At 24.3% G+C, this 12030-nt stretch carries 13 protein-coding genes; 4 read left to right on the top strand and 9 right to left on the bottom strand.

Translation table 11 applies throughout. The annotated features are described in order from the left end of the window. The first annotated feature begins 1 nt into the window (after nt 1). From ALEK_RS01265 to darH, 4 genes are read left to right on the top strand one after another with little or no spacing between them, the layout of a single operon-like run. Complete coding sequence (locus ALEK_RS01265; RefSeq protein WP_071626776.1) at nt 2–949, top strand: hypothetical protein; 948 nt, start codon at nt 2–4, stop codon at nt 947–949. Continuing rightward, complete coding sequence (locus ALEK_RS01270; RefSeq protein WP_071626777.1) at nt 942–2081, top strand: beta-ketoacyl-ACP synthase III; 1140 nt, start codon at nt 942–944, stop codon at nt 2079–2081. The genes ALEK_RS01265 and ALEK_RS01270 overlap by 8 nt, the downstream gene beginning before the upstream one ends. Then, on the top strand, nt 2081–2482 hold the full coding sequence (locus ALEK_RS01275) for a DarG family dialkylresorcinol biosynthesis protein (RefSeq protein WP_071626778.1): 402 nt from the start codon (nt 2081–2083) through the stop codon (nt 2480–2482). Before ALEK_RS01270 ends, ALEK_RS01275 begins: the two co-directional genes overlap by 1 nt. Next, entirely contained in the window at nt 2472–3461 is a 990-nt protein-coding gene (gene darH / locus ALEK_RS01280) for a BtrH-related acyltransferase DarH (protein ID WP_071626779.1), read from the top strand. Before ALEK_RS01275 ends, darH begins: the two co-directional genes overlap by 11 nt. A gap of 1 nt (nt 3462) precedes the next feature. Here the strand turns inward: darH and ALEK_RS01285 are convergent, their stop codons facing one another. The 9 genes from ALEK_RS01285 to ALEK_RS01325 are packed head-to-tail and all read right to left on the bottom strand — an operon-like array spanning nt 3463 to nt 12027. Beyond that, nucleotides 3463–4284, bottom strand: a complete 822-nt coding sequence (locus ALEK_RS01285; protein ID WP_071626780.1) for a hypothetical protein — start codon at nt 4282–4284, stop codon at nt 3463–3465. Between the two features lies 1 nt (nt 4285). After that, the gene (locus tag ALEK_RS01290; RefSeq protein WP_228146285.1) at nt 4286–5437 is read right to left on the bottom strand and encodes a beta-ketoacyl synthase N-terminal-like domain-containing protein; all 1152 of its coding nucleotides are present in this window, start codon (nt 5435–5437) and stop codon (nt 4286–4288) included. A 2-nt stretch (nt 5438–5439) separates the two neighbouring features. Continuing rightward, nucleotides 5440–5706 carry a phosphopantetheine-binding protein gene (locus tag ALEK_RS01295; protein ID WP_071626782.1) on the bottom strand — a complete coding sequence of 89 codons (267 nt, stop codon included), beginning with the start codon at nt 5704–5706 and terminating at the stop codon, nt 5440–5442. Beyond that, entirely contained in the window at nt 5703–6863 is a 1161-nt protein-coding gene (locus tag ALEK_RS01300; RefSeq protein ID WP_071626783.1) for an ABC transporter permease, read from the bottom strand. The genes ALEK_RS01295 and ALEK_RS01300 overlap by 4 nt, the downstream gene beginning before the upstream one ends. Further along, on the bottom strand, nt 6863–7723 hold the full coding sequence (locus ALEK_RS01305; RefSeq protein ID WP_071626784.1) for an ABC transporter ATP-binding protein: 861 nt from the start codon (nt 7721–7723) through the stop codon (nt 6863–6865). The genes ALEK_RS01300 and ALEK_RS01305 overlap by 1 nt, the downstream gene beginning before the upstream one ends. Next, complete coding sequence (locus ALEK_RS01310) at nt 7723–8940, bottom strand: AMP-binding protein (RefSeq protein ID WP_071626785.1); 1218 nt, start codon at nt 8938–8940, stop codon at nt 7723–7725. The genes ALEK_RS01305 and ALEK_RS01310 overlap by 1 nt, the downstream gene beginning before the upstream one ends. Continuing rightward, complete coding sequence (locus tag ALEK_RS01315) at nt 8921–11023, bottom strand: MMPL family transporter (protein WP_071626786.1); 2103 nt, start codon at nt 11021–11023, stop codon at nt 8921–8923. Before ALEK_RS01315 ends, ALEK_RS01310 begins: the two co-directional genes overlap by 20 nt. After that, a complete protein-coding gene (locus tag ALEK_RS01320) occupies nt 11016–11495 on the bottom strand; it encodes a hypothetical protein (protein ID WP_071626787.1) in 480 nt (159 codons plus the stop codon). The genes ALEK_RS01315 and ALEK_RS01320 overlap by 8 nt, the downstream gene beginning before the upstream one ends. Continuing rightward, complete coding sequence (locus tag ALEK_RS01325; protein WP_071626788.1) at nt 11488–12027, bottom strand: hypothetical protein; 540 nt, start codon at nt 12025–12027, stop codon at nt 11488–11490. Before ALEK_RS01325 ends, ALEK_RS01320 begins: the two co-directional genes overlap by 8 nt. Between the last annotated feature and the right edge of the window lie 3 nt (nt 12028–12030).

A 12030-nucleotide genomic window follows, 5' to 3' on the forward strand; every position in this document is an offset into this window, starting at 1 on the left:
TTTGAAAAAAGTACTTATTGTAAGTTACTCTCAAACAGGTCAACTTAGTGAAGTTACATCTTCATTAAGTGCACCTTTGAGATGTAAAGAAATTGAAATACATCATAAAATAATTAAACCAAAAAAAGAATATCCTTTCCCTTGGAGCTTTTTTGAGTTTATGGATTGTTTTCCAGAGTCTGTTTATTTAGACCCGTGTGAAATCGAAGAAATTGAAGATTCTAATGATTACGATTTAGTAATTATCTCTTATCAAGTGTGGTTTTTATCACCTTCTATTCCTATTACTTCATTTTTAAAATCAAAGTTTGCAAAAGAAAAATTAAAAGATAAACCTGTAATAACTGTTATTGCCTGTAGAAATATGTGGGTTATGGCACAAGAAAAAATGAAAAGTTTATTATCTGATATAAATGCAAAACTTATTGATAATATTGTTTTAATTGATCAAGGAAGTTCCCTTGCTACATTTATTACAACGCCTAGATGGATGTTAACTGGTAGAAGAAATGCATTTTGGAAAATATTTCCAAAAGCTGGAGTTGATGAAAAAGAGATTAAAAATGCTTCAAGATTTGGTTTTGCTATAAAAGAGGCTTTGGAAAATAATTTGGAAAAAGAACAAAGAAGTATTTGTTCTGGACTAAAAGCTGCTAATGTTGATGAAAAATTGATTAAAAGTGAACAAATTGGTACTAAGAGTTTTATGATTTGGGGAAAACTAATTAGAAAGATTGGTAAAGCAGGGGAATTAAAAAGAAGGCCTTTTATTGCTTTATATACAGTTTTTCTAATTTTAATAATTATGACAGTAGTACCAATTAATATGATTGTTCAAACAATTATAAGAAAAATAAGTAAAGAAAAAATATTAAAACAAAAAGCATTTTATGAAATGCCATCAGGTAATGATGATTTTAGGATGAAGGATTTTGCTAAGAATGAATAATGTGTATATAAATAATGTTCAAAAGTATATGCCAAATGAACCAGTTTTTAATGATGATATTGAAGATTATTTAGGTTGTATAGGTGGTAAAAAATCAAAAGCTAGAAAAATTGTTTTAAGAAGCAATGGTATAAAAAGAAGATTTTATGTTTTAGAAAAAGGAACACAAAAGGCACTTTATTCAAATGCAAGACTTACTGCAAATGCAATTAGAAAACTAGAAAATGATAACTTTAAATTGGATGATTTAGAGTGTTTATCATGTGGAACAACATCTCCTGATCAACTTATGCCAAATCATGCTTTAATGGTTCATGGGGAACTAAAATTAGATGAAATTGAGGTACTAAGTGCTGCTGGTATTTGTTTAAGTGGTATTAATGCTTTAAAATATGTTTATTATGCAGTGAAATGTGGTGAAATAAAATCTGGAGTATCAACTGGGTCTGAAACTGCATCTGCGATATTAAGTGCGAAAAATTTTGAAGAAGAATCAAAAAATCTTCAAGACTTAGAGCAAAATCCACAAGTAGCCTTTGAAAAAGATTTCTTAAGATGGATGTTATCAGATGGTGCAGGAGCTATGCTTCTTCAAGATAAGCCAAATGAGCATAAAGACTCATTGAAAATTGAATGGATTGATGCTTTATCTTATGCGGGTGAAATGCCAGTTTGTATGTATAGTGGTGGAGAAGTTGATAAGAACTCTTTCTCTGGGTGGAGAAACTATACTCAAGATCAAGTTATGGAAAAATCTTTATTGAGTGTATCTCAAGATGTGAAACTATTAAATGAAAATATTGTTGAATATACTGTAGTAAAACCTCTTAGAAAAATACTTAAAAAAAGAGATATTAAAGTGGAAGATGTTGATTACTTCTTGCCTCATTATTCATCTGAATTTTTCAAAGATAAATTATATGCTGGATTAAAAGAGGTTGGTTTTGAAATACCTTTTGAAAAATGGTTTACAAACTTAACACAATTTGGAAATACTGGTTCTGCATCTATTTATATTATTTTAGAAGAATTATTTAACTCAGGGAAACTAAAAAAAGGTGAAAAACTACTTTGTTATGTTCCTGAAAGTGGAAGATTCTCAACTGCATTTATGTTATTAGAAGTAGTTTAATGAAAGAAATAGAAGTTCCAAAAGAAGAAAATAAAACCTTAGATGGTATGCAAAAAGTAATGTATACAAAAGACTCTCAAGGAGATTTTATTACAGAGAACTATGGAAGTAATATAGAAGAATTTGCAACTAAAACAGCTGTAGATGAATATGAACTTTTAAAAGAAGAAGCTCTTTTAGATATGTCAAAAGGGATTTCTTCTCCTATTTGTTTTTTTATGTATGAAAATAGAATGGATTTGCCAACACTAGCTAGTATGGTAGGTATGTTTGCATTTAGAGTAAAAAGACATCTTAAAATGAAACATTTCAAAAAATTAAATGAAAAACTTTTACAAAAATATGCAGATACTTTTAATATTAGTATTGATGAATTAAGGAATTTTAAATATGGAAAATAACTTTAAACACTCTCAATTTGCACACTGTGAAAGTGGAGTAATTTCTACATTAATTTCATCTTATGGGCTAAAACTATCAGAACCTATGGCTTTTGGTATTACTAGCACTTTATCTTTTGTTTTTATTCCTTTAGTAAAAATAAATGGAATGCCTTTAATTGCTTATAGAGATTTACCTAAAAATATTGTAAAAAAAATATCAAAAGTTCTAAATATTAAAATGAATAAAAAAGTTTATTCAAATAAAGAAGAAGCAAATGAGGAATTAACATCTTTAGTAAATGATGGAAATCTTGTGGGGCTTCAAACTTCTGTATTTTATCTTCCATATTTTCCAAAAGATATGAGATTTCATTTTAATGCACATAATTTACTAGTTTATGGAAAAGAGAATAATGATTATCTTATCTCTGATCCAGTATTTGAAGAAGAAGTAAAATGTAATGAAAATGAATTAAACAAAGCTAGATTTGCAAAAGGTGCTTTTGCACCTAAAGGTTTTATTTATTATCCGGATGAAATTCCAAAAGATATTGATTTTTCTTCTATTATAAAAAAAGCTATAAAGAAAAATGCAAAATCAATGCTTACTCCTTTTCCATTTGCAGGTGTAAAAGGAATGAATAAATTAGCAAAGAAAATCTCTACATTAAAAAGAGATAATAATGATAGGTTTTTAAAAAACTATTTAACTCATATTGTTAGAATGCAAGAAGAAATAGGAACAGGTGGTGGGGGATTTAGATTTCTTTATGCTGCTTTTCTAAGTGAATCAAAACAGTATAATTTAGATGAAAAGATTTTAGATGAAGCTTCAGCTTTATTAATAAAATCTGGAAATACTTTAAGAGAGTTTGCTCTTTTATGTGTAACAGCTAGTAAAAACTTAGATAAGTTTGATGCTAAGGTAATTGCCAAAAAATTAGAAGAAGCTTCTTCTTATGAAAAAGAAGCTTTTACTTTATTAAAAAAAATATAGGCTATTTAGTTAACTTTACTAAATAACCCTTATTATTCTTATCCAGTGATAAATAAACAAAACTTTTTTTGTCACTATCTAACATAGAAATAATGTTCACACTTCCATGTATATTATCATGAGAAAGAATCAAGTTTTCATTTATTTCTAATTCCTTTATTTGTTTTGTAGCATATTGATTTAATGATATTAATTCAAAGTCAATATTTAAAAGTAATTCTTTTAGCTCTTTAAGATTTGAGAATTGAGTAAATTCTTTTATCTCTGCAAGGGAATTTTCTTTTTCTTTATTTATATAAATCCAAGAACTAATATCTTTTGATGGGTTTTCATTTACATTAGATACATACTTATTAAAATCATCTATTTCACTAATAGACTCATCTACATTACCAATTAATAAATCATCTATTTCGTTTAGTTCTAAATCAAATAAAGCAAGTTCTAGTGTTTTTTCAAAAGATAAATCATGTGAAGTTAACACCATATTTTTACCATTTGATTTAAGGGCTTGAGATACGTAAAAACTTACATTGTTACTATTTATATTTAGAAAATCAAATGGCATAACAATACTATCTTGACTAACTTGTTCTAATACAGTCTTTACACTTGTAATTGAACCATATTCACTTGCAACATAAATTCCCATGTTTTTGCTAATATTTTTTTCATTCATACATCTTAAAGCACCTAAAATTGCTAAGATATTAAACTTACTAGACCTTCGTAAATTTATTTTTGATATCTCTTTTAGAGCACTTTTATATGTTTTAATACTTTGGTTTTCATTGTTTAATGTGTAGGTTTTATGAATATACATTTTAACTCTTATTACTTAATATAATTGAACTATTATTTCCACCAAATGCTACAAAATTAAATAAAATAGTTGCTTTATTTATATTAGTTTTGTGCTCCTTTAAAGGAATAAATTTTATTTCTTCTTCGGCTTTTTCAAATCCTAAAGTTGCAGGTAAAAAATCTTTTTCAATACAGTAAAGTAAAAATGCAATTTCATTTGTACCACATGCACCTAGGGTATGACCTAAATAAGGTTTTAGTGCTGTTACTTCTGTATTTGTTTCATAAGTATTAAATAAAGTATTTATAGCTTTAGCTTCAGAAGAGTTATTATTTTCACTTCCTGTTGCATGTGCTTTTATTAAATCAATATCATTTAATGTTAAATTAGCACTTGTTATTGAATCATTCATGCAATTAAAAATTGGTTCACCACTTGGATTACTTGTTGTTTCTGAATAATTATCACAAATATTTGAAGATGAAATATATTTAAAATCACTGTCTTTATTTTTTTTTGAATCTAAAACAAGAGCAGAACATCCTTCTCCTAGAATAATTCCATCACTTTTTTCATCAAAAGGTCTATAAACTTTATTTTGAGATAAAAGCATAAGAGAAGAAAAACCATTAAAAGTACTTTTATTAAATAACTCTATTCCAATTACTATAGCTTTTTTGATTTTCCCATGTTTAATTAGTTTTGATGCATAGGCTAAAGCATTTGTACTTGAAGTACATGCTGTTGAGAAGATATTAGATTTATATTTACTTTGTAAATACTCCTCTATAAATGTACCAATATGACCATATCCAATATGTGATAACTCATCTGTATGTTTTTCTTCATGAAATTCTTTATTTATTTGTTCATCAACAGAAATTCCCATAGATGTTGAACCTATAAATATATGTAATTCTTCTTTCTCATTTGAATTTATTTTAGCATCAATAAGAGCATCATCAATTACTTTTTTTAAAATGTCAAAAAATTTGTTTTTTTGGCAAGAGTAAGATTCTTCAATTTCATAAAAAGCTTTATCTTTAAATTTATTTTCTAAAAAAGATAAATAGTTATTTTGATTTAAACTATTAACTTTTTGAGTAATACTTTCTTTATTATTACCCAAGTTACAATGTAGGGATTTACCTATAATATAAGTTTCTTTCAAATTTATTCCGGTTGAATATAGTCAGCTAAAGTATTAATAGAAACCATAATCTTTCTAAGTTTTTTACTATCATTAGCTTCTATTCCATACTCTTTTTGTAAAGCCATTGATATTTGTAAAGCATCCATAGAGTCAAGCTCTAATGCGCACTCTTCACTAAATAAAATATCATCATCATTTATATCTGATGCCTCTATATCCTTATCACATTCTTCAATTATAAGCTCTTTTAACTCTTTTTTGAAGTTATCATCTTTTGAACCAATCATTTACTACCTTTTTTTATTAATAATATATAAGAAATAATGAAGCATATTATAGCAAAAAGAGTTAATTTAAAAATATACTCTTTTATATCTACAAAAGTTCCACCTTTTACAAAAATTTCTAAGAAACTATCTAATGCCCAAGACATTGGAGAGAGTTCTGAAATCTCTTGCATACTTTGTGGCATTATGAACTTAGGCACCATAATTCCACCAAGGGCTGCTAGAATAATATTTGATATTCCACCTATTGTTGTAGCATCTTCACTTTTATTAGCTATGTTTGCAATAACTAAGGCAAAAGATATTGCACTTAATGAAACAACTGAAGCTAATAAAAATATAAGAGCAATATTCCCTTTAATTTGTAAACTATCTGCTCCTAAAATAGGCATTAAATAAATACCAATAAGAATCATAAATAGAACTTGAAACAAGTTAATTACATAATAAGGAACAATTTTTCCTAGTAAAATTGGCATCATTGATACATTAATGCTTTTTATTCTATTTAATGTTCCAAAGTTCTTTTCATTTATAAATGTATTTGATATTGGAATTAGAATAAAAAACATAGAAAATATAAGCCAAGCAGGTACACTTTGTTGTACAGAAGTTATATTAAAACTATTCTCTTTTGATATATAATGATGTTTAATACTTTTATTAAAATCTTTTGTTTCTTGGGTATTTACATCAAGTTGGATTAATAAATTTTTGATTAGTTGTTTACTAATATTTGAGCTAATAAGGCTTTTTAAAAGATTAATATTTTGAATAGACATATCAGATGTTGAAAAAACATCAACATTTATATCTTTGTTTTTTTGTATGTCTTTTAAATATGAACTTGGTATTTCTATTAAAAAACTATAATTTTGTGAATATAAAATATCTTTTTTATTTTGTGTTGATTTAGAAAACTTAACATTAAAATAGTTATTATCTTGAAGTTTATCTAATAAATCTTTTATATCTTTAGACTCTTTTTCTGATGTTAAAAGTACATCAAATTTTACATCAATACTATTTGAATATGTGTTTTTTAAAGCTAATGACATAATAATGATAAAAACACTAGGCATTACAAATAAAACAAGTAAAGCATGTAGATTTCTAAAGATTAATAAGAACTCTTTTTTTAGTATATATTTAAACATTAATCTCTTAAATCCTGTTTTGTGATTTTTAAAAACATCTCTTCTAAACTTTTGTTTCCATACTCTATATTAAGTATTTGTTTATTCTCTTTTTTTAGTTTTGTACAAAGCTCTAGGAAATCATCATAACTATCTTGAGTATTTATTTTAAACTCTTCATCTTTTGTAAAAATTGTAACTACAGAGTTTTCATTTAAAAGATTTACTTTAGAATCTTTTTTGATAATATGACCTCTATCCAAAATAGCTATTTCATCACATAAGTATTCTATTTCATCCATATAATGTGAAGTGTAAATAATAGTAGTTTTTTTATTGATATTAATTTCTTTGATTATATCAAGAATATATTTTCTAGATTGGGGATCAATTCCTACTGTTGGTTCATCTAAATATAAAATCTTTGGCTCATTTAATAAACCAATTGCAATATTTAGTCTTCTTTTTAAACCACCTGAAAAAGTTTTTGCTTGTTTATTTCTATATTTTTCTAAAGCAGTCATTTTTATACAAGAGTTTATTACTTCTTGCATTTTATTTGTTTTGATTTTATATAAAGCAGCAAAAAATTCTAAATTCTCATAAGCCGTTAAATCTGGATAAAAAGCATAAGATTGAGGTACGTAACTGCTAATACTTTGAATGTACTTTTTATTTTTTTCATAAGTTTTTCCAAAAACTTCTATATTTCCTGAATCTTTTTTTTCTAGATAATTTAAAATAGAAACTAAAGTTGTTTTTCCTGCACCATTTGGTCCTAATAGCCCAAATATTTCCCCTTCTTTTATATGTAAGTTTAGATTTTCTAATACAGCATATTTATCATAGTTTTTATTTAGAGATTTTATTTTAATTGCCATTAAATATTTACCCTAAGTTTCTTACCTACACTTGATGTTGGGATTTTATCAATACATCTTAAATCCATAGAAAACTTCAAGTTAGATAGATTGTTTTGTAAAATTTGTTTTATTTCTTTTGCTCTAAACTCTTTTTTTGTTTCTAAAGTAACATCTAGAATTTCACCTCTTAATGAATCTTTATCTGTTTTTACAAATACTAAAGCTTTATTTATATGCTCTTGCTCTTCTAAGATATTTTCTATTTGAATGGTAGAGTATCTTTTCCCTGCAATTTTTAGTATTTGTGAGCTTCTTCCTATTAATTTAAACTTTTCATTTTCTCTTTCAATAAAATCAAAAGTTTGTATTTCACCTCTTGTATCTATAAAATCTTTTTCAAATAATACCTTTGAAACAAAAGGAGACTTTACTTTTAGCTCATTATTTATATTAGTTTCAATAACTACATTTTCCAATGGTGTCCATAAAGCATCATCATTAAACTTATAAGCAATACCACCAGTTTCAGTAGAGCCAAATAATTGCATTACAGGGCAAGAAAACTTTTCATTGAACTCTTTTGCCTCTTTTGGATCTAAAGGTGCTGTAGAGCTTAAAAATAGTGATTTAGATAGGTCTTTACTTGCAGTGATTTTATTTAGAGCTTTTATATAAAGTGGAGTAGTAACTACTAAAGAATTATCATCACAAATTTCAAGTAAATCATTTGGCAAGAAGTGTTCTTTTAATATGATATCAATATCATTAAAGTATGGATAAAAAAGCCCAGTTAATGAACCATAAATATGAATAAACGGAACAGTTACAATAACTCTTTTTATATTATATTTTTTAAGTAAAGAGCTTAGAGCTTTTATTTCACTTTCTATGTTTTGTTTTGTTTTTAATGCGGCTGTACTTTCCCCTGTACTTCCACTCGTAAAATAAACAAAAGAGAAATCTTTTTTATTAAAAATTGTAGATGTATTATTTTTATCTTCAAAACTAGGAATATTTAAACTCTCTAATTTTTTAACTAAAAGTTTATTTGTATCATCAAATAGAATTGATTTTGCATTAGAAAAATATGATTTGAATATATTTAAAGCATTTATTTCTTTTGATGTACTAGAAATATATGAAACTTTGTTTTCATATTCATTATTTGTAAATTCATTTTTATCTATTTTATATGAATTTATAGACGCATTATCGTTATAAACTTTTAGATGCATTAGCTACCTTTTGGAAGAAAATTAAAATTAAAATTGCGAATATTCCTAATGTGGCAACACTTCCAATTGAAAATAGTGAATTAATATCCGAAAATATTAAAACTCCAAATCCTGCAAAGGAACTAATCGCAGAGAATATTATTGCTTTATTTGTTTGCTTTGAATTATCTTTACTAGAATAAATTGCATAATCTATACTAATTGAAAGAATAATAAAAAACATAAAAATATGTAAAATATTTACAGGAATAAAACTTAAGTATATAAATATCAAAGCACTTGGAAATAATAAAAAATTAAGTGCCTGAATCATTTTTCTTTTTGTGATAAATATTATTACAAATGTTATAAAAATAAGGCTTGAAAGACCTAATATAATTATTCTTTTTAGTTCACTTTGTAGATTTTTCTCAAATAATGTTTTTAAACTTAATGAATAAATATAATCTTTTTTTAAAACGTCATTATATTTATCTTTTGAAACATTTATATATGAAATATATGAGTTATTATATCTTTTGATATGAACTTTATATTCTAGTAATTTTTCATATGAATATATTGGAGGATTGAGTTCATATCTATATGCATTGTCAAATGAATCTTTTTTAAAAGCTGTATCTTTTATATATATTTTTAGATCATCTTTTATTTTTTGAAGTTTACTTACTGATAGTATTTTATTTATTTTTATAAAACGCTCTTTGCTAATTAGCTTATCTAATGATGAAGTAGCACTAGTGTCTATTTTCTTAATTTCCTCATTATATAAAATTAGCTCATTAATACTTGAGGCTTTAATTAGAACAGTTTGTGTATCTTTATTATTTAGCTTTTCTTTGAAAAAAAGTTCTTTTTCTTGCAGACTTTTATTATTATAATCTAAAGATTTTATATCAAAATCAAATGTTATACTGCTAAGTGAAAATAATAAAAATATAAGTGAGAATAAAAAGAAATAAGTTTTTTTGACTTTTATATTTTTTTGTTCATATAGTTTAAATTCTTTTTGTTTAAAAGTAATTCTTGGATATATAAATGCAAATAATAAATAAGAAACTAAAAGTGAAATCATTGCAAAAATAGTAATTTGCTCAATTAATAAAAAGTTACAAAAACTTAAAATAAAAAAAGCAGTAAAAGTAGTAAAGAATCCTAAAAATACTTCTTTATTAAAACCTTGTTTGCTCTCATAGTTTTTGTGAAAGTAGTGATGAAACATATAATCAATTGCAATTGTACTAATTGATAAACCAAAAACTAAAACAAATAAAGATATTTCATCATATATAAAAGTCAAAAATATAGTGGCTAATAAAGATGATGAGGCTAAAGATAAAAGAGTATTACTTAATAAGCTAATATTTCTTAGAATAAAAAAGTATAAAATAATTAATAATATAAGTGCTAATAATACAATTTTATTAACATCATTTTTTATATATCTTGAGTTTTCAACAAAATAATAAATAGATGAAAAAGTACCTATATTACTTGTCTCATATTTTTTTATTTTATCATAGATTCTTTCATAATCATTTAATGAATTTATACTTTTATCTAAGGTAAATAATGAAATATATCCATAATCTTTTAATACTAATTTTCCATTTTTGATATTGAATTTTATATCTTCTTTTTTAATCAATTCAAAAGGGTCATTTTTGTTAATATTTACAGTTAAAAAGGAGTTTATAATAGATTCATATAAACTATCTAATTCTTTTTTTACATCTAAGTTAGTTGTTTTTTTTATATTCAATTCATTTAGATAAAAATAGTATTTATCTTGATACTCTTTAAAGCTACTTACAGTGATTTTATTGTCTCGTTTTATACCATCTATTTTTAGAATATTTTCTTCAAACTCACGTAATTCTTTTAATGCTTTTTTATCAAAACCTTTTATACTTACTAATATTTTTTTGTTTGATTCAAAACTTAGAAACTCTTTGAGTAGTTCTTTATTTTCTGATTGAGGTAATAATGAGTGAATATTTGTAGATATTTTATTATTAATATTAAGAATAAAAAATAGACTTATTAATATAGAAAATAAAATATAGTTAAAATATTTAATCATTTATCTCTCTAATTGTAGTGATATTTCCATTTGTCATTTTGATAGTTAGGAATTCAAGTTTTTTATCTTTTTTAAACTCTACATTTTCAATATAACTTTGTAAAGAACTCTTTGGCTCTAATGTAATTAACTTATTGTTTTTATGTATTTTAAAATGCTCTTGTAATGTTTGTAAATCATTGGTATGTATAGCTTCAATTAGTAAGAATATCATTTTTAATGCAATTTGTTTATTTAAATCAATAGTTTGAGTATCTTCGTTATTTTTAATAGTAAGATTATCTTCTTTGTATATTAACACTCTATTTGAATTTTTATACTTTAAAGTTATTTGATTCTCTTTGAAATCTAAACTTCCTTTTTTGATAACAGTATTATCAATAACTTCTATATATTTTTCCTCTTGGAAATTAATAGTTGAAGCATTAAGATTTAATATAATAAATGATAGTAATAAAATAAACTTAATCATGTAAAGCCTTTAAAAAAACAAATTTTCTATGTAAATATTGAATAATTCCAGCAGATATAAATAAAAAATACCAACCAAAAGAACTATAAAATATCCAAGAGCTTATATCTTCACTTTGAAATATAAGGGAATGAATATAAATATTTACACAAGATATTATAATCCAAAAAAGTGTAGATTTGTGAATATACTCTTCTTCTTTTTTAGAGATTTCTTTTTTTGAAAACTTCTTTGCAAAATATAAAATTACAGATTTTTTATTTAAGTATGAAATAAAAATTATAATTGTAAATATTGATGAAATAATTAAAGGCATAGCTTTTAATACTAAAAAGTCTTCAAAAAAATAAGTACATATTGATAATAAAATATATAAAATAGGGTATAAAGACTCTTTATATGATTTCTTAATTGTAAAAGCAAACCATATAAATGAGCTTAAAAAAAGAAAGATACTCACTAGTTGAATATCAAAATATCTTAAAGCTAAAAACACTAAAGGTGCATAAATTAAAGATATTATGATATTCATAAC

It is taken from the genome of Poseidonibacter lekithochrous, assembly GCF_013283835.1.
Taxonomy (GTDB): domain Bacteria; phylum Campylobacterota; class Campylobacteria; order Campylobacterales; family Arcobacteraceae; genus Poseidonibacter; species Poseidonibacter lekithochrous.

Excerpts from the sequence above, each read along its gene's own strand:
- ALEK_RS01270 (WP_071626777.1), top strand. The coding sequence starts at position 942 with ATGAATAATGTGTATATAAATAATGTTCAAAAGTATATGCCAAATGAA.
- ALEK_RS01275 (WP_071626778.1), top strand. The coding sequence starts at position 2,081 with ATGAAAGAAATAGAAGTTCCAAAAGAAGAAAATAAAACCTTAGATGGT.
- darH (WP_071626779.1), top strand. The coding sequence starts at position 2,472 with ATGGAAAATAACTTTAAACACTCTCAATTTGCACACTGTGAAAGTGGA.
- ALEK_RS01285 (WP_071626780.1), bottom strand. The coding sequence starts at position 4,284 with ATGTATATTCATAAAACCTACACATTAAACAATGAAAACCAAAGTATT.
- ALEK_RS01295 (WP_071626782.1), bottom strand. The coding sequence starts at position 5,706 with ATGATTGGTTCAAAAGATGATAACTTCAAAAAAGAGTTAAAAGAGCTT.
- ALEK_RS01300 (WP_071626783.1), bottom strand. The coding sequence starts at position 6,863 with ATGTTTAAATATATACTAAAAAAAGAGTTCTTATTAATCTTTAGAAAT.
- ALEK_RS01305 (WP_071626784.1), bottom strand. The coding sequence starts at position 7,723 with ATGGCAATTAAAATAAAATCTCTAAATAAAAACTATGATAAATATGCT.
- ALEK_RS01310 (WP_071626785.1), bottom strand. The coding sequence starts at position 8,940 with ATGCATCTAAAAGTTTATAACGATAATGCGTCTATAAATTCATATAAA.
- ALEK_RS01315 (WP_071626786.1), bottom strand. The coding sequence starts at position 11,023 with ATGATTAAATATTTTAACTATATTTTATTTTCTATATTAATAAGTCTA.
- ALEK_RS01320 (WP_071626787.1), bottom strand. The coding sequence starts at position 11,495 with ATGATTAAGTTTATTTTATTACTATCATTTATTATATTAAATCTTAAT.
- ALEK_RS01325 (WP_071626788.1), bottom strand. The coding sequence starts at position 12,027 with ATGAATATCATAATATCTTTAATTTATGCACCTTTAGTGTTTTTAGCT.